Origin of the sequence: Lelliottia sp. 489, assembly GCF_050435885.1 — a bacterium.
Taxonomy (GTDB): domain Bacteria; phylum Pseudomonadota; class Gammaproteobacteria; order Enterobacterales; family Enterobacteriaceae; genus Enterobacter; species Enterobacter nimipressuralis.
Window position 1 is genome coordinate 1,483,130 of the sequence record NZ_JBNDLC010000001.1, and the last position, 21,159, is coordinate 1,504,288.

Annotated in this window: 17 protein-coding genes and 3 tRNA genes; 12 read left to right on the forward strand and 8 right to left on the reverse strand. The window is 53.2% G+C overall.

Annotated elements, in window-relative coordinates; translation table 11 throughout:
* The first annotated feature begins 21 nt into the window (after window positions 1–21).
* Entirely contained in the window at window positions 22–1,368 is a 1,347-nt protein-coding gene (gene fadL, locus ABIE11_RS07235) for a long-chain fatty acid transporter FadL (RefSeq protein WP_429184206.1), read from the forward strand.
* Window positions 1,369–1,414: 46 nt separating this feature from the next.
* Here fadL and mlaA read toward each other — a convergent pair whose 3' ends face one another.
* Complete coding sequence (mlaA, locus tag ABIE11_RS07240) at window positions 1,415–2,167, reverse strand: phospholipid-binding lipoprotein MlaA (RefSeq protein ID WP_429184207.1); 753 nt, start codon at window positions 2,165–2,167, stop codon at window positions 1,415–1,417.
* A 316-nt stretch (window positions 2,168–2,483) separates the two neighbouring features.
* On the opposite strand from mlaA, the gene ABIE11_RS07245 reads away from it, so the two are divergent.
* The 4 genes from ABIE11_RS07245 (at window position 2,484) to ypdK (ending at window position 5,218) form a co-directional block, all read left to right on the forward strand.
* A complete protein-coding gene (locus ABIE11_RS07245) occupies window positions 2,484–3,425 on the forward strand; it encodes a formate/nitrite transporter family protein (protein ID WP_429184208.1) in 942 nt (313 codons plus the stop codon).
* 75 nt (window positions 3,426–3,500) lie between these two features.
* Window positions 3,501–3,572: transfer RNA gene (locus ABIE11_RS07250), tRNA-Arg, on the forward strand.
* A 257-nt stretch (window positions 3,573–3,829) separates the two neighbouring features.
* Window positions 3,830–4,789, forward strand: a complete 960-nt coding sequence (lpxP, locus tag ABIE11_RS07255; RefSeq protein ID WP_100779400.1) for a kdo(2)-lipid IV(A) palmitoleoyltransferase — start codon at window positions 3,830–3,832, stop codon at window positions 4,787–4,789.
* Window positions 4,790–5,146: 357 nt separating this feature from the next.
* Window positions 5,147–5,218, forward strand: coding sequence for a membrane protein YpdK (gene ypdK, locus ABIE11_RS07260; protein WP_099458937.1), 72 nt, complete (start codon window positions 5,147–5,149; stop codon window positions 5,216–5,218).
* Between the two features lie 63 nt (window positions 5,219–5,281).
* Here the strand turns inward: ypdK and alaC are convergent, their stop codons facing one another.
* The gene (gene alaC, locus ABIE11_RS07265; protein WP_429184209.1) at window positions 5,282–6,517 is read right to left on the reverse strand and encodes an alanine transaminase; all 1,236 of its coding nucleotides are present in this window, start codon (window positions 6,515–6,517) and stop codon (window positions 5,282–5,284) included.
* 386 nt (window positions 6,518–6,903) lie between these two features.
* Here alaC and ABIE11_RS07270 point away from each other — a divergent pair, with 386 nt between their 5' ends.
* Window positions 6,904–8,601 carry a sensor histidine kinase gene (locus ABIE11_RS07270; protein ID WP_102104932.1) on the forward strand — a complete coding sequence of 566 codons (1,698 nt, stop codon included), beginning with the start codon at window positions 6,904–6,906 and terminating at the stop codon, window positions 8,599–8,601.
* Window positions 8,602–8,613: 12 nt separating this feature from the next.
* Window positions 8,614–9,351, forward strand: a complete 738-nt coding sequence (locus tag ABIE11_RS07275) for a LytR/AlgR family response regulator transcription factor (protein WP_100779397.1) — start codon at window positions 8,614–8,616, stop codon at window positions 9,349–9,351.
* A gap of 36 nt (window positions 9,352–9,387) precedes the next feature.
* Here ABIE11_RS07275 and glk read toward each other — a convergent pair whose 3' ends face one another.
* Window positions 9,388–10,353 carry a glucokinase gene (gene glk / locus ABIE11_RS07280; protein WP_123427158.1) on the reverse strand — a complete coding sequence of 322 codons (966 nt, stop codon included), beginning with the start codon at window positions 10,351–10,353 and terminating at the stop codon, window positions 9,388–9,390.
* A 205-nt stretch (window positions 10,354–10,558) separates the two neighbouring features.
* On the opposite strand from glk, the gene ABIE11_RS07285 reads away from it, so the two are divergent.
* Window positions 10,559–11,794 (forward strand): ion channel protein, encoded by a 1,236-nt coding sequence (locus ABIE11_RS07285; protein ID WP_100779395.1) that lies wholly within the window; start codon window positions 10,559–10,561, stop codon window positions 11,792–11,794.
* Here ABIE11_RS07285 and ipdC read toward each other — a convergent pair whose 3' ends face one another.
* Complete coding sequence (gene ipdC, locus ABIE11_RS07290; RefSeq protein WP_429184210.1) at window positions 11,795–13,453, reverse strand: indolepyruvate decarboxylase; 1,659 nt, start codon at window positions 13,451–13,453, stop codon at window positions 11,795–11,797. It abuts the gene before it with no gap.
* 183 nt (window positions 13,454–13,636) lie between these two features.
* On the opposite strand from ipdC, the gene mgrA reads away from it, so the two are divergent.
* Together mgrA and ypeC are read left to right on the forward strand one after the other, a co-directional pair.
* Window positions 13,637–14,635: an L-glyceraldehyde 3-phosphate reductase gene (mgrA, locus tag ABIE11_RS07295; protein ID WP_429184211.1), complete on the forward strand. Its 999-nt coding sequence runs from the start codon at window positions 13,637–13,639 to the stop codon at window positions 14,633–14,635.
* Between the two features lie 125 nt (window positions 14,636–14,760).
* Window positions 14,761–15,105 (forward strand): DUF2502 domain-containing protein YpeC, encoded by a 345-nt coding sequence (gene ypeC / locus ABIE11_RS07300; protein ID WP_100779391.1) that lies wholly within the window; start codon window positions 14,761–14,763, stop codon window positions 15,103–15,105.
* A 58-nt stretch (window positions 15,106–15,163) separates the two neighbouring features.
* On the opposite strand, the gene ABIE11_RS07305 is transcribed toward ypeC, so the two are convergent.
* Complete coding sequence (locus tag ABIE11_RS07305; RefSeq protein ID WP_100779390.1) at window positions 15,164–16,402, reverse strand: Nramp family divalent metal transporter; 1,239 nt, start codon at window positions 16,400–16,402, stop codon at window positions 15,164–15,166.
* A gap of 351 nt (window positions 16,403–16,753) precedes the next feature.
* Between ABIE11_RS07305 and nupC the strand changes: the two genes are divergently transcribed.
* Window positions 16,754–17,941 carry a nucleoside permease NupC gene (gene nupC / locus ABIE11_RS07310; RefSeq protein WP_100779389.1) on the forward strand — a complete coding sequence of 396 codons (1,188 nt, stop codon included), beginning with the start codon at window positions 16,754–16,756 and terminating at the stop codon, window positions 17,939–17,941.
* Window positions 17,942–17,981: 40 nt separating this feature from the next.
* Here nupC and ABIE11_RS07315 read toward each other — a convergent pair whose 3' ends face one another.
* From ABIE11_RS07315 to ABIE11_RS07325, 3 genes are all read right to left on the reverse strand, one after another.
* Window positions 17,982–20,177, reverse strand: a complete 2,196-nt coding sequence (locus ABIE11_RS07315) for an EAL domain-containing protein (RefSeq protein WP_429184212.1) — start codon at window positions 20,175–20,177, stop codon at window positions 17,982–17,984.
* A 212-nt stretch (window positions 20,178–20,389) separates the two neighbouring features.
* Window positions 20,390–20,465: transfer RNA gene (locus ABIE11_RS07320), tRNA-Ala, on the reverse strand.
* A 38-nt stretch (window positions 20,466–20,503) separates the two neighbouring features.
* A tRNA-Ala gene (locus tag ABIE11_RS07325) sits at window positions 20,504–20,579 on the reverse strand.
* 217 nt (window positions 20,580–20,796) lie between these two features.
* Between ABIE11_RS07325 and ABIE11_RS07330 the strand changes: the two genes are divergently transcribed.
* Window positions 20,797–21,159: a YfeC-like transcriptional regulator gene (locus ABIE11_RS07330; protein ID WP_312154782.1), complete on the forward strand. Its 363-nt coding sequence runs from the start codon at window positions 20,797–20,799 to the stop codon at window positions 21,157–21,159.

Below are 21,159 nucleotides of genomic sequence, written 5' to 3' on the forward strand. Positions count from 1 at the left end.
TAACTCAATGAGGTTATGGTCATGAGCCAGAAAACCCTGTTCAAAAAGACTGCGCTGGCAGTCGCAGTGGCAATCGTATCAACCTCCGCCTGGTCAGCGGGCTTCCAGCTTAACGAATTTTCTTCCTCTGGCCTTGGCCGTGCATATTCTGGGGAAGGTGCGATTGCCGATGACGCAGGCAACGTGAGCCGTAACCCGGCGCTGATCACTATGTTTGATCGCCCGACCTTCTCAATGGGTGCCGTTTATATTGATCCTGATGTGAACGTTACCGGGAAATCCAATTTAACCGGACAGAGTGCTAACCAGGACAACATCGCGCCCGTGGCGTGGGTACCTAACATGCACTTTGTTATGCCAATCAACGATCAATTTGGCTGGGGCGCATCCGTCACATCCAACTATGGTCTGGCAACAGAGTTTAACGACAGCTACGCGGCCGGCATTTATGGCGGTAAGACTGACCTGCAAACCATCAACCTCAATCTGAGCGGCGCGTATCGTCTGGACAGCAACTGGAGCTTCGGTGTGGGCTTTGATGCGGTTTACGCGAAAGCCAAAATCGAGCGCTATGCGGGTTCACTCGGTCCACTGCTGGCAGGCCAGCTGCAAGGTAGGGTGCCTCCATCCATGCTGGACGGTATTAACTCCCCGGACGACCAGATTGCATATCTTAAGGGCGACGAGTGGGGCTTCGGCTGGAATGCCGGTATCCTTTATGAGCTGGATAAAAACAACCGTTGGGGTCTGACCTACCGTTCTGAAGTGAAAATCGACTTCGACGGCGACTATAAAAGCTCCATTGACCCGAACCTGAGCAACATCTTCGCCAGCATGGGCCTGACCGGTCTGCCAGCGGGCACCGGCGGCAGAACCCAGAGTGGCGCGCTGACGCTGAACCTGCCAGAAATGTGGGAAGTGTCTGGTTATAACCGCGTGGCACCGCAGTGGGCTGTCCACTACAGCCTGACCTACACCAGCTGGAGTCAGTTCCAGGAGCTGAAAGCCACTGGCAACGACGGTCAGACGCTGTTCTATAAAGATGAAAGCTTCAAAGATGCTTATCGTATCGCGCTGGGTACGACCTACTACTACGATAAGAACTGGACCTTCCGTACCGGTATCGCGTTCGATGACAGCCCGGTTCCTGCGGACAAACGCTCCATTTCTATCCCGGATCAGGACCGTCTGTGGCTGAGCGCCGGTATGACTTATGCGTTTAACGACGATGCGTCTATCGATGTGGGTGTTTCTTATATGCACGGTCAGAACGTCAGCTTCACCGAGGGTGAAGGCCCTGCTGCGTACACCTTTAAATCTGAAGGTAAAGCCTGGCTGTTCGGTACCAACTTCAACTACGCGTTCTAATCGCGTCGGCATTAAAAAAGGTGAGCATTTGCTCACCTTTTTTTATTTATTCTTTATCTATCTCTGAAAGTTCATTCTCGATAGCTTTGGCGTTTGGATTGTCTTCCGGTTTCAGCTTACCGCCGTTGGCAATAAAGTCGTGATTCTGGAAGTAGGCTTCACGCACCATAATGTACGGATCGGAAGACTGACGCAGCAGGCCGTCGGAATCCAGCAACTGAGCGCGCGTCTCAATCCCTTCCACGGTCCATTTACCAATGGACAGCGGCCAGGTCAGCCATGACAGCACCGGATAGAGGGTATCGACCATATCGCCACCTTCGTCACGAACGGTAAAGCTGCCGTAGAATGGCAGATGCATATACGGACCATAGCCCACGCCATAACTGCCCAGCGTGCTACCAAAACGGTGCGGCTGTTCACGCTGCAGCTTCGGATTAGCCATTCCCGCCACATCAATAAAGCCACCCATCCCTAACAAGCTGTTCAGGAAGAAACGAGTGAAGTGTACCATCCCCTGATACGGGTCGCCCTGCAGGAAGAAGTTCACCATCACAGCGGGTTCTTCCAGGTTACTGGTGAAATTGCTCAAACCATTACGAGCAGGTTGCGGAACGTAATCACGCCATGCCACAGCAACCGGGCGGACCAGATACGGGTCCAGCACGTTGTAGTTAAAGCTATACATGGATCGGTTGAATCCTTCTAAAGGATCGGAGCGCCCCGTTTGCTCTCCAGAGCTGGCACAGCCCACGAGCAACGTCGTGCCCAGCGCAAGCGCCGACAGCCGAAATTTCATATATTTCTCCCTGTTAGTATGGCTATCGTTGACTGCCATCCGCGACAGAGCGCCTGGCGCTCTATGAATAGTCGTGCAAGTGATTGTAACAGCACGTTTCGGGATGTCTACGCACACAGTGAAAGGCAATCATCTGCCATCACTCTGATCTCAGCATAGCCTGCTTTATCATTTCTTTTCGTCGGCAATTTTATCTTGTGTCTGAAGGTGATGTATCGCCTTTATTGCCATTGCCGGAAAAATAAGAGCTTCCCCACGGGCATTATCCGGAAAACCGCTACGATTATGGTAATGACAACGAAGCGAGACGCCCCAGATGGATGAACTAAACGCAGAAAAAATTGATAAACATACTGATGAGCTGGAAGTGGAAAGTGAAGAAAAACAGCGGGGTGGCAAAATCGAAGTCGATGAAGACCATCTCCCCTCACGGGCGATGGCTATCCACGAGCATATCCGTCAGGACGGTGAAAAAGAGCTTGAGCGCGATGCGATGGCGCTGTTCTGGTCAGCCATCGCCGCCGGGTTATCGATGGGGGCCTCCCTGCTGGCAAAGGGGATCTTTCACGTGCAGCTGGAGGGGGTTCCGGGTGGATTCCTGCTTGAAAACCTTGGTTACACCTTTGGTTTTGTCATCGTCATTATGGCGCGTCAGCAGCTGTTCACGGAAAACACCGTGACGGCGGTGCTGCCGGTGATGCAAAAACCGACATGGGGAAATTTCGGCCTTCTGATGCGCCTGTGGGGCGTGGTCCTGCTGGGGAATATTATCGGCACTGGCGTGGCAGCCTGGGCGTTCGAATATATGCCGATATTTGATGAACCCACCCGGGATGCATTCATTAAAATCGGTATGGACGTGATGAAAAATACTCCGGCTGAGATGTTCGCCAACGCCATTATCTCAGGCTGGATCATTGCCACTATGGTCTGGATGTTCCCCTCTGCGGGTGCGGCCAAAATCGTGGTAATCATCTTGATGACCTGGCTTATCGCACTAGGCGACACTACCCACATTGTCGTTGGTACGGTGGAGGTGCTGTATCTGGTGTTTAACGGCACCCAGCATTGGAGTGATTTCTTCTGGCCGTTCGCGCTGCCGACACTGGCAGGAAATATCTGCGGCGGGACCTTTATTTTCGCCCTGTTGAGCCATGCGCAAATCCGCAACGACATGTCCAACAAGCGTAAGGCCGAGCTGAAGGAAAAGGAAAAAGCTCGACAAAACAAGGACGAGAAACCAAAAAAAATCGACTAAATGGCGACACTTTAAGCAGTCAGGCGGTATCGAGCTTAACGCCCTGTGTAAATGAGGCTATACTCGTGCCGCTTCGTCCCCTTAGTTAAATGGATATAACGAGCCCCTCCTAAGGGCTAGTTGCAGGTTCGATTCCTGCAGGGGACACTTTCCTGCCCAGATCAATGCACGCTCCACTCATGAAATATCCACCGCCACGGCTTTTCCCCCATGAGATACACTTAACTGAAACGATTCCTGATTCGGCCTTTTTCCAGTAAAAACAAGTCATAGAAAAGCGCGTATAAGGGTGCTAATCTACGCAGCCCGCCTTGTACCGAAAGTGGTCTGGCAGCGCCGTAAAGTTGGGTAAGGCCTGCAACGATAATCCAAAACTACGGTCTAAATCAGCACGTTGTAACGCAATGTTCGCGCTACCTTCTCTGGCTTCACATAGGTTCACTACTTTGTCTCAATGCAAATTCGAAAGTGCATTTTTACACCCACGTTACTGGCTCACATGGTTTGGCCTTGGCCTGCTTTGGGTGCTCGTTCAATTGCCCTACCCCGCTATACAAATTCTTGGCTCAAGTTTAGGCAGCGCTTCCCGTGTTTTTCTGAAGCGTCGGGAGTCTATTGCCCGCAGAAACCTTGAGCTTTGTTTTCCTGATTACAGTGTCGAACAGCGCGAGAAGCTGATCGCTGAAAACTTCAAATCCATCGGAATGGCGCTGCTGGAGACCGGTATGGCCTGGTTCTGGCCGGACGAGCGCGTGCGTAAATGGTTCGACGTTGAAGGCCTGGAAAACCTGAAACAGGTTCAGGCACAAAATCGTGGCGTCATGGTGATCGGCGTGCATTTTATGTCGCTGGAACTGGGTGGCCGCGTGATGGGTCTTTGCCAGCCCATGATGGCGACCTATCGCCCGCACAACAATTTACTGATGGAATGGGTACAGACGCGTGGCCGTATGCGCTCAAACAAAGCGATGATCAGCCGCAACAACCTGCGTGGGCTGGTGAATGCCCTGAAGAAAGGGGAAGCGGTATGGTTTGCGCCCGATCAGGATTATGGGCGTAAAGGCAGCAGTTTCGCCCCGTTCTTCGCGGTGAAAGATGTCGCCACCACGAACGGGACATTCGTTATCTCGCGTCTTTCTGGTGCGCCGATGCTGACGGTGACCATGGTCAGAAAAGCCGATAAGTCTGGCTATCGTCTGTTTATCTCTCCTGAGCTGCATAATTACCCACAGGATGAGCGCGAAGCCGCGACGTACATTAATAAAGTGATCGAAAGCGAAATCATGCGCGCACCGGAGCAGTATCTGTGGGTGCATCGCCGCTTTAAGACCCGCCCTGTCGGCGAAACCTCGCTCTATATCTAGTCTCTTTATCAGGTTAGTTTCCCTAAGAAACTAACCTTTTCAGTCACCTGTAATCACCCGCCGTTACTTTCCATTCTCACCTTCGCTCAACCTGTTTTATTACGCTGCGAAATTATACTGTCGCCGTTCCACGACACTCGTAAGTTACGGAAATGATACAAAAAAATGCCTCTTGTCACCCCCCATATTTAGGCGTACATTAGCGCCGTCTGGCAATAGGAACGCACAGAATTCTGGGCTGGTGTCATCGACGTAGCGGGATAATTCTTATTTCCGGCCTGGTCTGATTTCAGCTCTCTATACTCAGTTGGACTCTGTTTTTTTATGGCGTATCTATTGATGCGCGGAGCGATGAACGTGAAATATTTCTTTATGGGCATTTCGGTGATTGTTTTAGTGTGGGCCGGAACCTTTGCCCTGATGATCTGAGCGAAGAAAATACAGTTAAAAAAACAGGAGCCATTGGCTCCTGTTTTTTTATGCAAAATCCGCCTAGTCAGATTCAGTCGAACTCTTCTTTTCCACCGGCAATAACCCGTCGGCGCGGAACATGCTTTTAATGCCTCTCACCGCCTGACGAATACGGTCGCTGTTTTCGATAAGAGCGAAGCGAACATGGGTATCGCCATAGTCACCGAAACCAATGCCCGGCGAGACGCAGACTTTTGCATCCTGCAGCATCTTTTTGGCAAACTCCAGCGACCCCATTGCTGCATAGTGCTCGGGGATTTTGGCCCAGACGTACATAGAGGCTTTCGGCACCTCAACCATCCAGCCAGCTTCGTGCAGGCCTTTCACCAGCACATCGCGGCGGCGTTTGTACTGCGCGGCTATGTTATGCACGCACTGCTGATCGCCTTCCAGGGCAGCAATCGCCGCGACCTGCAACGGCGTAAAGGTGCCGTAGTCATGATAGCTTTTGATACGCGCCAGCGCGTTGACCAGCGTTTTATTGCCAACCATAAAGCCGATACGCCAGCCTGCCATGTTGTAGCTTTTTGACAGGGTGAAGAACTCAACGGCCACGTCGCGCGCACCTGGCACCTGCATTATGGAAGGCGCTTTCCAGCCGTCAAAAACGATATCGGCGTACGCCAGATCGTGCACCACCAGCACATCATAGCGCTTCGCCAGCGCGACCACTTTCTCGAAGAACTCCAGCTCGACGCACTGCGCCGTTGGGTTCGACGGGAATCCGAGGATCATCATTTTCGGTTTCGGGTAGCTCTCACGAATTGCGCGTTCCAGTTCGTTGAAAAAGTCGACGCCCTCCACCAGCGGCACGGAGCGAACCTGTGCCCCTGCGATCACCGCACCATAAATATGGATTGGATAGCTCGGGTTGGGCACCAGCACCGTATCACCGTGATCGAGCGTCGCCAGCATCAGGTGCGCCAGCCCCTCTTTCGAACCAATGGTAACGATGGCTTCGCTTTCGGGATCGATATCCACATGATAGCGATCCTGATACCAGCGGGAGATTGCCCGACGCAAACGCGGAATCCCGCGAGAGGTGGAATAGCCGTGTGTATCCGGGCGCTGCGCCACGGTGCACAGTTTTTCAACGATGTGCGGCGGCGTTGGCCCGTCAGGGTTACCCATGCTGAAATCGATAATGTCTTCGCCGCGCCGACGCGCAGCCATTTTCAGTTCAGCAGTGATATTAAAAACATAAGGGGGGAGACGATCGATACGCGTAAAACGGCGTTCAGGACTGAATTCAGCCATAGATTCCTCAGATTCACGTTAGCGCCCGGACCGTCCGAGCGACGCTGCCACGAATGTGGCGTGCTTAGAAAATAGCCTGATTCAAAACCGGCTGTCGAGAGGAGAGTGAAAAAATAATGCGCCCCTTAAAACAGGAAGGGTGTTTCGGCTAAAAGCGGAAGTCGATTCGACAAAACCGTGTAAGTGATACCATTTTTTAACTCAATGATATCAATGGAGTTACAAGCAGCCTGCCGCTGATGGCTAACCCACGACGTATCCAGGCAAAAAAGTGCAATCCCCTTTGAAATGGAGGGCTTTTCCCCATTTGAGAAATCAGAGGGATGTCTGGTCATTGTGCGCAAGGTTTCCTATCATAGATTTTTCCCGTTTTCCCAGGTTCACTCGTGCACGAAATATTCAATATGCTGCTGGCGGTCTTCGATCGTGCGGCATTAATGCTGATTTGTCTCTTCTTTCTGATCCGCATCCGGCTCTTTCGCGAGCTTCTGCACAAATCCGCTCACTCACCGAAAGAGCTGCTGGCCGTCACGGCAATCTTCTCTTTGTTTGCCCTGTTCAGCACCTGGTCCGGCGTTCGGGTGGAAGGTTCGCTGGTCAACGTGCGTATTATCGCCGTCATGTCGGGCGGTATTCTGTTTGGCCCGTGGGTGGGGATTATCACCGGCATTATTGCCGGTACGCACCGCTATCTGATTGATATCGGTGGCGTCACGGCAATCCCCTGCTTTATCACCAGCATTATCGCAGGCGCGTTGTCCGGCTGGATCAACCGTAAAATCCCGAAAAAACAGCACTGGCGAGCAGGGATCGCCGCCGGGATGCTGTGCGAAACCCTCACCATGATCCTCGTGGTGGCCTGGGCGCCCACGGTTGAGCTGGGGCTGGATATCGTCTCCAAAATCGGCATTCCGATGATTCTCGGCAGCGTCTGTATTGGCTTTATCGTCCTGCTGGTGCAGAGCGTTGAGGGGGAAAAAGAGGCCAGCGCCGCACGCCAGGCAAAGCTGGCGCTCGATATTGCCAATAAAACGCTGCCGCTGTTCCGCCATGTCAACGCGGAGTCGCTGCGTCAGGTCTGCGATATTATTCGCCGCGATATCCACGCTGATGCGGTCGCCATCACCAATATCGATCACGTTCTGGCCTATGTCGGCGTGGGTGAAGATAACTACCGCGATAATGACGATACCATCAGCCCGACCACGCGCCAGGCGCTTAATAACGGTAAAATCATCATTAAAAACAATGATGAGGCGCATCGGACGCCTGAAATTCACTCCATGCTGGTCATTCCACTGTGGGAGAAAGGCGTGGTGACCGGCACGCTGAAAATTTACTACTGCCACGCGCACCAGATCACCTCTTCCTTACAGGAGATGGCGATTGGCCTGTCGCAGATTATCTCCACTCAACTGGAGGTGTCGCGCGCTGAGCAACTGCGGGAAATGGCAAATAAGGCAGAGCTGCGCGCGCTGCAAAGTAAGATCAATCCCCATTTTCTGTTTAACGCCCTGAACGCCATCTCTTCGTCGATTCGCATGAATCCGGACACCGCCCGTCAGCTGATTTTTAATTTGTCGCGCTATCTGCGCTACAACATTGAGCTGAAAGACGATGAGCAGATCGACATCAAAAAAGAGCTGTACCAGATTAAAGATTACATCGCGATTGAGCAGGCGCGCTTTGGCGATAAGCTCACGGTTATCTACGATATCGATGAAGAGGTGCACTGCGTGATCCCAAGCCTGCTTATCCAGCCGCTGGTGGAGAACGCCATCGTTCACGGCATCCAGCCGTGTAAAGGCAAAGGCGTGGTAACCATTAGCGTGGAAGAGTGCGGGAATCGCGTGCGGGTGGCGGTGCGCGATACCGGCCACGGCATCGATCCCAACGTGATTGCGCGCGTGGAATCGAACGAAATGCCAGGCAATAAAATTGGTCTGCTGAATGTGCATCACCGCGTAAAATTACTTTACGGCGAAGGGCTGCATATCCGTCGCCTGGAGCCTGGCACGGAAATCGCTTTTTACGTCCCTAATGAACGGCTTCCCGTTCATACCCAGACGCTGTTGTTGCCTTAAACGGAGTGACCGATGAAAGTCATCATTGTGGAAGATGAAATCCTCGCCCAACAAGAATTAAGCTGGCTAATAAAAGAACACAGCCAGATGGAGATCGTGGGCACCTTTGAGGATGGGCTGGACGTGCTGAAGTTTTTGCAGCATAACCGCGTTGACGCCATTTTTCTGGACATCAATATCCCGTCGTTGGACGGCGTGCTGCTGGCGCAAAATATCAATCAGTTCGCCCATAAGCCGTTTATTGTGTTTGTCACCGCGTGGAAAGAACATGCTGTAGAAGCCTTTGAGCTGGAAGCGTTCGACTACATTTTGAAGCCCTATCAGGAGTCGCGCATTGTCAGCATGCTGCAAAAATTGGAGCTGGCCTGGCAGCAGCAAAACAGCCCGGCAGTCAGCCCTGCGCCCGCCGCCACGCGCGAAAATGACACCCTGAATCTCATCAAGGATGAGCGGATTATCGTCACGCCAATGGATGATATTTATTACGCGGAAGCGCACGAAAAAATGACGTTTGTTTATACCCGCCGGGATTCATTTGTCATGCCGATGAACATCACCGAGTTTTGCGCCAAACTCCCCGCCTCGCACTTTTTCCGCTGCCACCGTTCGTTCTGCGTCAATCTCAATAAGATCCGCGAAATCGAACCCTGGTTTAACAATACCTATATTTTACGGCTGAAGGATCTGGATTTTCAGGTGCCGGTGAGTCGCAGCAAGGTGAAAGAGTTCAGGCAGTTAATGCATTTTTAACGCCCTCTCCAGAAAGAAGAGGGCGGCGAGAGGTAATCAGAGATACTGCCCCAGCGTTTGACGCAGATGCGCGCCGGAACCCAGCAGGCCTGGGTTGTCATGCACGATCAGGAAAACGGGGATATCCTGCACGTACGCTTTGAAACGCCCTTTATCTTCAAAACCGCCGCGGAAACCAGACGCTTTAAAGAACTCGAGGAAGCGCGGCACTATTCCACCGGCGATATAGACACCGCCAAAGGTGCCGAGATTCAGCGCCAGGTTGCCGCCAAAGCGCCCCATGATCACGCAGAACAGCGACAGCGCACGACGACAGTCGGTGCAGCTATCGGCCAGCGCGCGCTCGGTGACATCTTTCGGCTGCAGGTTTTCAGGCAGACGCCCGTCGGATTTCACAATCGCACGATAAAGATAAACCAGCCCAGGACCGGAGAGCACACGTTCGGCGGAGACGTGCCCCAGCTCGGCGCGCAGTTCCTGCAAAATGATGCCCTCTTCTTCGCTGTTTGGCGCAAAGTCAACGTGACCGCCCTCGCCCGGCAGGCTCACCCAGCGTTTATCGACGTGAACCAGGTGCGAAACGCCCAGCCCGGTCCCTGCACCGTAAACGGCAATCGGCTTACCTTCGACCGGCTCGGCCCCGCCGAACTGAATCAGATGTTCAGGCTTGAGCATCGGGATCGCCATGGAAACGGCCGTAAAATCGTTAATAATTTCCAGATGGGCGAAACCGAGATTCTTTTTCATCTCGGCAATGGAAAAGGCCCAGGTGTGGTTGGTCATCGCCACCCAGTCACCGGTAATCGGGCAGGCAATGGCGATACAGCCATCCTCGACGCTGACCTGACGCTCATCCAGATAGACGCGAACTACCGCTTCGAGGCTTGGATAATCCAGCCCTGAATAGGCCTTTGCCTGAGAGATTTCACCGGTATTAATATCGCATAGCGCCAGCCGGGCATTGGTGCCGCCCACATCGCCTACTAAAGCATATTTTGTCATTCTTCTACTGCTCCGCTAAAGTCAGAATAAATCTTTGGAACACTGTAAGTTCAAGGCGTGATAACAACAACGGCCTGAAGGCGAGTGGCCCAGGATTATCGATCTTCGTCACAGAATAACTTTACCGTTTCAGCACCTTTTGCACTATTGCCGTCAACCTGATTGTGCAAAGTCATGCTAATTATTTTTGTACAAGGAAATCATCATGCTCCATCCGCGCGCCAGAACCATGCTGCTGTTAGCAATACCTGCGCTGATTATTGGTATTGCGTCGAGTCTGGTGTTAATCGTGGTGATGAAAATCGCCTCGGTGCTGCAGACGTTATTGTGGTCTACGCTTCCGGGGCAGCTGGGTGTTGATGTGAGTTCTCCGGCGTGGATCATCCTGATGTTAACCCTGACCGGGCTTGCCGTCGGTCTGGTGATTCGCTTTAGCCCAGGACATGCCGGTCCCGATCCGGCGCTGGAGCCGCTGATCGGTGCACCGGTCAATCCGATGGCGCTGCCGGGCCTGATTCTTGCGCTGGTGATTGGCCTCGCGGGCGGCGTGAGCCTCGGGCCGGAACATCCCATTATGGCGGTGAATATCGCCCTTGCGGTGTACCTCGGCGCACGCATCCTGCCGCGCGTCGGCGCGCTGGACTGGACCATACTGGCGTCAGCGGGAACCATCGGTGCATTGTTTGGCACCCCCGTTGCCGCCGCGCTGATTTTTTCTCAAACGCTGAGCTCCGATAACGACGTGCCGCTGTGGGATCGCCTTTTCGCCCCACTGATGGCCGCCGCCGCCGGGGCACTGACCACCAGCCTGTTCTTCCAGCCTCACTTTTCGCTGCCTATCCCCCACTACGGACACATGCAGCTGGCCGATATTTTCAGCGGCGCGATTGTTGCCGCCATCGCCATCGCGCTGGGTATGGTCGCCGTCTGGTGCCTGCCACGTCTGCACCTGCTGGTGCACAAGCTGAAACACCCGGTGCTGATTCTGGGCGTGGGCGGTTTTTTGCTCGGCATTCTGGGGGCAATTGGCGGGCCGATTACCCTGTTTAAGGGGCTGGACGAGATGCAGCAGATGGCGTTCAGCCAGGTGTTTAGCGTGTCAGACTATTTCCTGTTTGCCGTAGTGAAGCTGGCTGCGGTGGTCGTGGCCGCCGCGTGCGGCTTTCGCGGTGGGAGGATCTTCCCGGCGGTGTTTATCGCCGTGGCATTGGGCCTGATGCTGCATGAGCACGTCGATGCAGTTCCGGCGGCAATTACCGTTTCCTGCTCGATTCTGGGGTTTGTACTGGTAGTCACGCGCGATGCCTGGCTAAGCCTGTTTATGGCGGTGGTCGTGGTGCCGGATACCAATCTGCTGCCGTTGCTTTGCATTGTGATGTTGCCCGCCTGGCTCTTGCTGGCGGGCAAACCGATGCTGATGGCCTGGCGGCCCAAGAAATAGTCAGGCGTTATTTCGCGCCTCCAGTGCCTGTGTGATGGCGCTCAACAGCGGAGGAATATCTTCTTTAGGTAGCATCACTTCGATCAGCGACAATTTTTCGCTGTGCGCGACCTTCTCAAGGATCTCCGCCAGCTGGACCGTTTCGCTCACCCGCCAGCACTCAGCCTGACCATTCTGGCTCAGGGCTTGCGGGAGCTGCGTCCAGTTCCACAGCGCGATATCGTTATAGCGCTGTTTCGGCCCGTGGATCGCCCGCTCAACGGTGTAGCCTTCGTTGTTGAGCACCAGAATCACCGGATGCTGATTATCGCGCAGCATCGAACCCATCTCCTGAATGGTCAGCTGCGCCGCGCCGTCGCCGGTCAGGACGATCACCCGCCGGTCCGGACACGCCGTTTGCGCGCCGAAAGCAGCCGCCAGCGTATAACCAATCGACCCCCACAGCGGCTGAACGATAAAGTTTACATCTGTAGGCAAGCGCAGCGCTGCCGCACCAAACGCGGAGGTGCCCTGGTCGGCGAGAATAATGTCGCCGGGGCGAATGAAGGTTTGCAGCGTGTGCCAGAAATTATCCTGCGTGAGCGTGCCCTCATGATAGTGATGTTCGAGCGGCGCCTGGCGAGACGGCGCGGCGTGATCTTTGACGTGCTGTTTACACAGCGCGGATAAGATCTCGACCGCTTTGCTCATCGGAATCCCGGTGAACCATCTCTCGCCCACGCGGGCAGCGTGCGGCTGAACTTCGATAGTGCGGGCCGCAGGAAGATTGTGGGTAAATCCGGCTGTCAGCGTATCGGTGAAACGCGTGCCGACGCAGATGACAGTCTCGGCCTCTTCAATCGCCTCTCTCACCCCCTCCGCGCTCGCCGAGCCGCTGTAGGTGCCGTAAAAACCGGGCTGACGTTCGTCAAAGATCCCTTTGCCCATCAGCATGGTGGCGTGGGCCATCGGGGTGTCATTCACCCATTTCTGCAGCGGCGCTTTCAGGCCGTAACGCAGTACCAGGAAATCGGCCAACAATGCGGTTCGTTTGCTACCAGCGATGCGTGCTTCCGCCGCATCGCGGAAGGCTTTAAGACAGGCGCTGTCGGCGTGAGAGGTGCGCTCAATGAGAGCGTTTACAGGCGGTGTGGCCGGTTTTTTTGCCACGTCTGCAGGCAACATCAGGTACCCCGGGCGACGTTCCCGCAGCATGATCGACAACACGCGATCGATTTCATAGCAGGCATTTTGCTCCGTGAGTATGGCCTGCGCCACGGTCACCGGCTCACTCATCCGATAGAAATGGCGGAATTCTCCGTCGCCCAGCGTGTGGTGCAGCAATTCACCTTTTTGCTGGGCGGCACTCCCCGGCGCGCCCACGATATGCAGTACCGGCACATACTCCGCAAAGCTGCCGGCAACGCCATTCATGGCGCTTAACTCCCCCACGCCAAAGGTGGTGAGCAGTGCGGAAAAGCCCTTGCAGCGAGCGTAGCCATCGGCGGCATAGGCGGCGTTTAATTCGTTGGCACAGCCCACCCAGCGGATGTCGGGGCTGTCGATAACATGGTCGAGAAACTGCAAATTGTAGTCGCCTGGCACGCCGAACAGATGTTCAGCGCCGCAGTGTTTTAGTCGTTCCAGCAGGTAATCGGCGACGCAATAGGGGGTTCGCATAACAGGTGTCCTTCTGACGTTGACCTCACTTTGAGTATTAAAGAAGCGTGATGACTGTCCAGGAATGGCAGAAAGAAGGCACTGGAAAGAATGTTTTACGGAAAATGGCGGTGTAATCTGATTTACTGCGCATGAGTGTAAACGTATACACTGATGGATTATTTCCGGTAAGAGGGTCTGAGCATGGTTTTTGATGCGGATAAAATGCGTTATCAGTCAATGCAGTATCGTCGTTGCGGCCAGAGCGGTCTGAAGCTGCCCGCCATTTCACTCGGCTTATGGCATAACTTTGGCGATACCACCTTAATTGACACCAGTCGTCAACTTTTACAGCGGGCCTTTGAGCTTGGCATCACCCACTTCGATCTGGCCAATAACTATGGCCCACCTCCCGGCTCCGCAGAATCAAACTTTGGTCGCATTTTTCGGGAGGATTTTCAGCCTTACCGCGACGAATTAATTCTCTCGACGAAAGCGGGATACACCATGTGGGACGGTCCCTACGGTGACTGGGGCTCGCGTAAGTACCTGATTGCCAGCCTCGATCAGAGCCTGAAACGTATGGGGCTGGAATACGTGGATATCTTCTATCACCACCGTCCGGACCCGGAAACACCGCTACGAGAGACGATGAGAGCCCTCGACCACGTCGTGCGTCAGGGAAAAGCGCTGTATGTCGGCTTGTCGAATTATCCGGCAGAACTGGCGCGACAGGCGATTGAGATCCTGGACGATCTCGGCACGCCGTGCCTGATCCACCAGCCTAAATACTCGATGTTTGAGCGTGCGCCTGAACAAGGGCTGCTGTCCGTACTGCAGGAAAAAGGAGTCGGCTGTATTCCGTTCTCTCCGCTGGCCGGGGGGCAACTGACGGACCGTTATCTGAATGGGATTCCAGCGGATTCACGCGCCGCCAGCGGCAGCCGGTTCCTGAACCCGGATCAGATCACCGAAGAGAAAATCAGCCAGGTTCGCGAGCTGAACGCGCTGGCCGAAAGCCGGGGCCAAAAACTCTCGCAGATGTCGCTCGCCTGGGTGCTACGCCATGACGCAGTTACCACGGTACTGATTGGCGCCAGCAAAACGGCGCAAATCGAAGATGCGGTCGGCACGCTGAAAAATCTCCACTTTACCGCTGACGAGCTGAATGCGATTGACGCGATCCTGAGCCGGTCAAAATAAACCCGTTTTTAGCAAAAAGTGCTCCCCTCCATGAATTAGGAGTTGAGGCGATTAAACGGGGCTTTACGGCCCCGTAATATTGCGTTAACAGGCCGTCTACGGCCCCGATCGTGAAGGAGAAGAGAATGTTCAGGTCACTGATTCTTGCAGCTGTATTAATGGCTTCAGCACCGCTGGTCGCTAATGCGGGCGAAATCACCCTGTTGCCATCAGTAAAATTACAAATTGGCGATCGTGACAATTATGGTAACTACTGGGACGGCGGTGGCTGGCGCGACCGTGATTACTGGCACCGCAACTATGAATGGCGAAAAGACCGCTGGTGGAGGCACGATAATGGCCGTCACCGTGGCTGGGACAATCGCAAAGCCTATGAACGCGGCTACCGCGAAGGCTGGAGCGACCGGGACGATCGTCGTGGCCGACCGGGTCATGGACGCGGCCACGGACACGGTGGTCATCATCACTAAGTACACATCACTCAATACAAAAAGGAGCCAACTGGCTCCTTTTTTCATCTCTGATAATTTATAGCCCCAGCGCGGTCCCAATCAGCAGCCACAGGTTCAGGGCCACCACCAGCACCACGATAACCCAGCCGATACGTTTGACCAGCCGGGTATTCACCAGATCGCCCATTAACGTCTGGTTACTGGTAAAGATTAGCAGCGGTACCAGCGCCAGCGCGATACCGAAGCTCAACAGCACCTGGCTCATCACCAGAATACGCGTTGGGTCCAGCCCCATCAGGATCACAATAAACGACGGCATCATCGTCACGGAGCGGCGTACCCACAGGGGAATATGAAAACGCACAAACCCCTGCATGACCACCTGCCCTGCCAGCGTCCCGACCACCGTTGACGAGAGGCCCGCTGCAACCAGGCTCAGACCAAAAATAGTTGCCGCCGCGTGGCTGAGAAGCGGTTCGAGCGTCAGATAAGCCTGATCGAGATCGGCGATACCGGTGTGGCCACTGAAATGGAAAGCCGCCGCTGCCGTCGCCATCATCGCCAGATTCACAAACCCGGCGATGGTCATCGCAATACCGACATCCCATTTGGTTGCCGAATAACGCTCCCGGCGTGAGCCCTCGTGGGCGTGCTGCGTCAGCGAGGAGTGCAGATAAATCACGTGCGGCATAATGGTCGCACCCAGTACGCCTGCCGCGAGGAAGACCGCTTCTGACGTTGGCAGAGTAGGAATAATCATGCCTTTACCCAGCTGCGCCAGATTTGGCTGGGAGAAGATCAGCTCGACAATATAGGCCGCGGCGACAAACAGCAGCAAGCCGCCAATCACCAGCTCCAGCGGTTTTTGACCACGGCGCTGCAGCATTAAAATCAGGAAAGTGGCGATCCCGGTGAGCACCGCCCCCTGGAGTAGCGACACGCCCAATATCAGTTTAAAGCCGATGGCCGCGCCGATAAATTCTGCCAGATCGGTGGCCATGGCGATAATTTCGGCCTGCACCCAGTAAAACCACACTACCGGACGCGGATAATGATCGCGGATCTGTTCAGCGAGATTTTTCCCCGTCGCGATCCCCAGTTTTGCGGAGAGCACCTGAATGAGCATCGCCATCAGGTTTGCCCAGACCACCACCCACAGCAATTTGTAACCAAAGCTCGCCCCGGCCTGAATGTTGGTCGCAAAATTACCTGGATCGATATAGCCAATGGCAGCGATGAACGCAGGTCCCATTAACGCAAACCTCAGCTTGCGCGCTGCTCTGCCACTGCTACCCTCTACGCGACTGTTTGTCATTTCTGCCTCTGGAAATATAGCCTTTGCTATGTTTCATGCTATCAAAATGAGAATGATTATCAAGATCATTTAGAAGGTTTATAGTGATTTCTCTGATAGCTCTGAACGATAGGTAGGGCGGATGCAATGAAACGATCTCACAGAGCGTGAAATCGCACAGTCATTTGTGAAGCGTAGCACACAAACGTAACTTTTCACTCACTTACATAACATAACGGAAATGTATGGTTGATCACTATTTTTGAGACTCGTCACAGGATGTAACTATAGTGTGGTCTTGATCTCGTTTTCTTTGTGCTTGTTACATAGAATGTGCACGGAAATTAAACCTGCCTCATATTTGGAGCAAATATGGACCGCGTCCTTCATTTTGTCCTGGCACTTGTTGTCGTTACTGCACTTGCATTGCTGGTCAGCACAGACCGCAAAAACATTCGTATTCGTTATGTTGTACAGCTGCTCGTCATTGAAGTTTTACTTGCGTGGTTCTTCCTGAACTCCAACGTAGGCCTGGGCTTCGTGAAAGGCTTCTCCGAAATGTTCGAAAAACTGCTCGGATTTGCTAACGAAGGGACGAACTTTGTCTTCGGCAGCATGAACGATCAAGGCCTGGCGTTCTTCTTCCTGAAAGTGCTTTGCCCAATTGTCTTTATCTCTGCGCTGATCGGTATCCTGCAGCACATCCGCGTTCTGCCGGTTGTGATTCGCGCGATCGGTTTCCTGTTATCCAAAGTCAACGGCATGGGTAAACTGGAATCTTTCAACGCAGTCAGCTCCCTGATTCTGGGTCAGTCCGAGAACTTTATCGCGTATAAAGATATCCTCGGCAAAATGTCACGCAACCGCATGTACACCATGGCGGCTACCGCAATGTCTACTGTATCCATGTCTATCGTGGGCGCATACATGACAATGCTGGAACCAAAATACGTGGTGGCTGCGCTGGTTCTGAACATGTTCAGCACCTTTATCGTGCTGTCACTGATCAACCCGTACCGCGTTGACGCCAGCGAAGAAAATATCCAGATGTCTAACCTGCACGAAGGCCAGAGCTTCTTCGAAATGCTGGGCGAATACATTCTGGCAGGCTTCAAAGTGGCGATTATCGTAGCCGCAATGCTGATCGGCTTCATCGCCCTGATCGCTGCACTGAACGCCCTGTTCGCCGCTGTGCTGGGTATCTCCTTCCAGGGCATTCTGGGCTACATCTTCTACCCTGTTGCATGGGTGATGGGTGTTCCGGCTCACGAAGCGCTGCAGGTGGGCAGTATCATGGCCACCAAACTGGTTTCCAACGAATTCGTTGCCATGATGGATCTGCAGAAAATTGCCAGCACGCTCTCTCCGCGCGCAGAAGGCATTCTGTCTGTGTTCCTGGTTTCCTTCGCTAACTTCTCATCCATCGGCATCATCGCTGGTGCGATTAAAGGTCTGAACGAAGAGCAAGGTAACGTGGTTTCACGCTTCGGCCTGAAACTGGTTTACGGTTCAACGCTGGTGAGCGTACTGTCTGCGTCTATCGCTGCACTGGTACTGTAATCAGCATTAAAAAAGCCGGGGGTTTATGCCCCCGGCTTTTTTACGCCTCCAGTTCGGCAAGCGGCTGCGGTTTCCCAATCAAATACCCCTGCAGATAATCGACCCCGATCTCAAGCAACAGCTGTCGTTGCGCCGGTGTTTCAACAAATTCGGCCACCACATACAGGGACTTGGTCTTCGCCAGATTGCAAATCGACGCCACAATCGTCGCATCCATGCTGTCAGTACAGATATCTTTTACGAAACATCCGTCGATTTTGATGATGTCAGCCTGCAGGCGTTTTAGCCGTTCGTAGTTAGCGTATCCTGTACCAAAATCATCAATCGCAATTTTAAAACCATACTCGCGCATCTGCTGGATATTCTGGATGCTGAATTCTGAATCCGAGAAGGCCTGCTCTTCCGTGACTTCCAGAATGACCGCCTGCGGCGCGATGGCGTAGCGCTCAAACAGGGCAATGATTTCGGCAGCGACGTCTTTTTGATTGAGCGTCATCGGCATCAGATTGACAGAAAAACGCGCACTGTTTGGCAGCGTGGCATGGGTGCTCAGCCAGATCAGCACCTTTTCCACCACGCAGAGGTCAAAACGATGGCTCAGGTTGAACTGGGCAATCAGCGGGATGAAACGATCGGGGGTAATGATTTCGCCGTCGCTCTCCAGTCGGGTGAGAATTTCGTGGTAGCCCTCACCCGCTGCATTCTGGATGGGCTGAGCATACAGACGCACGCCCCCCTCCTCCAGCGCCCGTTTTACCCTGCTCAGCATTAAGACGCGCTCCGTCGTTTGCCCTGAAACTCTCTCAATGCTATTCGTCAGCGCCAGCACTCTGTGCGTGACGCAGGATTGCTCTGAGAGCCAGCTCAGTTGCCCCAGCGTATGGTGAAGGTTTTCGCCATCCTGCCCTTCCAGCTCTCCCCAGGCTGCACCAAACTCGATGTCCAGCCCGGTATTGTTCCAGTAAATCTTGCGGCTGTTCAGCCGATCGACGATGTGCTGGAGACGCTCTCCGGTGTCCGGGCCTGACAGCACCAGAATCAATTCACTGCCCGGCAGCTGGAAGAATTTTTCGTTCGCCTGCAGTAACGGCTGAACTGACGAGGTAATGGCTCGCTTACAGTAAATGCGCATCAACATCCCGTAATGGCGACTAAGAAACCCCAGATTTCCCATACGCAGACAGCAGATTTTGGCATCCGGATAGTGCTGCAAATAGTCTTCCAGGGCGCGCATATTGGCTAAACCTGTGAGCGGATCGGTTAGCGCCCTTTCGTGCCAGCCTTGCTTCAGCCATTCACTGCGATGATAGATTCGCGACATGTACATCAAACAAATTGCGAAAGAGATTAGGACCGACAGGACAAATGCCAGCGCGTAGCCGTTCTGCACGCCATTCAGAAAGTTTTTGTTATAGGTCAGCAGCAAGAAAACGGAAATTGCCCAGCTCAGGGAAACAAGCGCATAGCTCATCCGACTAATCGCGACGGTAAAAAGAATAAATATGAGGGGGACCAGATACCCGGAGATATAGTTTTCTTCAATCGGCGCGCACAAGATCAGCATCACCAGCGACAAACTCATCAGCCAGAGTAATGCAAATACGGGATTATTTTGAATAAGATACGGCTTAATGCTTCGTAACCAGAAGGTACGGGCATAGCGGGGATTAATTATCATTCTTAAGGGGTAATAGAACATCATCGTAAATATCAGGCTGGCACAAAACAGGCTCTGTATATCCACAATGTTATAAATTGGTGTCCCATCGCCAAAGAAGTTTGAAATGGAAAGCGGGAAATCAAAGAAATAACCCGCTAAGTACATCGACACTTTTATGCCGAGAGGAATGGCGAATCCCAGCCAGAAAATGCGTATCCCGATATGCTGGTTAGGTAGCCCGAATCGCCAGCGCCTGCCCAGCAGGACGCGCACCACGGCGCAGGCTGCAAACACCGACGCCGTCTGACAGAAGAGGATAATGACCTGCTGAAGTATCGTTAACTGAAACTGATAAAAATTCGTTAACGCAAAACTGAAAATAATGGGAAGAATAGCGTGACGGCCAAACAAGAAGATCACTGCCAGCATCACGCTCAACGGCAGCCAGGCTAAATAGACGTAATGACCATCCAGAAAGGTTTTCGGGGAAATGTAGCGAGAAAAAGGAACAATCACCAGGCACAAGATTTGCGCTAGCATAAATAATTGTAAATTATTACGTAGGTGACTTTTCATTCTTAGCAAGGCGCTATTTCCCAGGCGAATAATTGGCTGAATGAATGGTAAGTTTATTAATTGAGCGAATCAAGTTTCCGGGTTTAAATGCTCCGATTTATTGATTTCGATAAAGGTCTGAGAGGTAAACATACACGTGTGGCAACAAAAAAGGCAGGAGTTGATAACAAACGCATAAAAAAACCCCCGCCTTTCGGCGAGGGTCTGAATTTTGGTGGAGCTAAGCGGGATCGAACCGCTGACCTCTTGCATGCCATGCAAGCGCTCTCCCAGCTGAGCTATAGCCCCACAGTTCTTTACGTTCCAAATTCTCCTGGATAAAAATTTGGTGGAGCTAAGCGGGATCGAACCGCTGACCTCTTGCATGCCATGCAAGCGCTCTCCCAGCTGAGCTATAGCCCCAACGTAAAGCTGTCGTGTTGACGGGCGGCATAATATGAATTCCACCGCAGAGTGTCAACGGCAAAATCAGTCCTTCCCTTTCAATCGTCGAAAAATCAGGCAAATGAATCACATTGCGAAGCTGCTCGCAGCCAGTAGTTAAACCTGTCACGTTTTCGCATAAAAGGGTGCTATAACATGAAGCACTCATTAACCCTACTAATATTCAGGTAATTGCATGATCAAGGAACGAATGACGCCAGAGGAGTTATCCCGGCTCACTGGTTATAGCCGACAGACCATCAATAAATGGGTACGAAAAGAGGGTTGGAAAACATCACCAAAGCCAGGTGTTCAGGGCGGTAAAGCGCGTCTGGTCCACGTTAATGAAAAGGTGCGCGAGTTTATCCGCAGCGCATCTCGCATTAGTGAAGACTCTCAGCCCGCTGAAAACGTGTCCGACACGAGTTCGCTCACTTCTCTCCTGCTGACCCTGGCCAATGAAATGACACCGGATGAGCAAAAGCAGCTAACCACTTTACTACTGCGGGATGGGATTACCGGATTGCTACAACGTTTAGGGATACGCGACCAGAGTTGA

Excerpts from the sequence above, each read along its gene's own strand:
- fadL (WP_429184206.1), top strand. The coding sequence starts at position 22 with ATGAGCCAGAAAACCCTGTTCAAAAAGACTGCGCTGGCAGTCGCAGTG.
- mlaA (WP_429184207.1), bottom strand. The coding sequence starts at position 2,167 with ATGAAATTTCGGCTGTCGGCGCTTGCGCTGGGCACGACGTTGCTCGTG.
- ABIE11_RS07245 (WP_429184208.1), top strand. The coding sequence starts at position 2,484 with ATGGATGAACTAAACGCAGAAAAAATTGATAAACATACTGATGAGCTG.
- lpxP (WP_100779400.1), top strand. The coding sequence starts at position 3,830 with ATGTTCGCGCTACCTTCTCTGGCTTCACATAGGTTCACTACTTTGTCT.
- alaC (WP_429184209.1), bottom strand. The coding sequence starts at position 6,517 with ATGGCTGAATTCAGTCCTGAACGCCGTTTTACGCGTATCGATCGTCTC.
- ABIE11_RS07275 (WP_100779397.1), top strand. The coding sequence starts at position 8,614 with ATGAAAGTCATCATTGTGGAAGATGAAATCCTCGCCCAACAAGAATTA.
- glk (WP_123427158.1), bottom strand. The coding sequence starts at position 10,353 with ATGACAAAATATGCTTTAGTAGGCGATGTGGGCGGCACCAATGCCCGG.
- ABIE11_RS07285 (WP_100779395.1), top strand. The coding sequence starts at position 10,559 with ATGCTCCATCCGCGCGCCAGAACCATGCTGCTGTTAGCAATACCTGCG.
- ipdC (WP_429184210.1), bottom strand. The coding sequence starts at position 13,453 with ATGCGAACCCCCTATTGCGTCGCCGATTACCTGCTGGAACGACTAAAA.
- mgrA (WP_429184211.1), top strand. The coding sequence starts at position 13,637 with ATGGTTTTTGATGCGGATAAAATGCGTTATCAGTCAATGCAGTATCGT.
- ypeC (WP_100779391.1), top strand. The coding sequence starts at position 14,761 with ATGTTCAGGTCACTGATTCTTGCAGCTGTATTAATGGCTTCAGCACCG.
- ABIE11_RS07305 (WP_100779390.1), bottom strand. The coding sequence starts at position 16,402 with ATGACAAACAGTCGCGTAGAGGGTAGCAGTGGCAGAGCAGCGCGCAAG.
- nupC (WP_100779389.1), top strand. The coding sequence starts at position 16,754 with ATGGACCGCGTCCTTCATTTTGTCCTGGCACTTGTTGTCGTTACTGCA.
- ABIE11_RS07315 (WP_429184212.1), bottom strand. The coding sequence starts at position 20,177 with ATGAAAAGTCACCTACGTAATAATTTACAATTATTTATGCTAGCGCAA.
- ABIE11_RS07330 (WP_312154782.1), top strand. The coding sequence starts at position 20,797 with ATGATCAAGGAACGAATGACGCCAGAGGAGTTATCCCGGCTCACTGGT.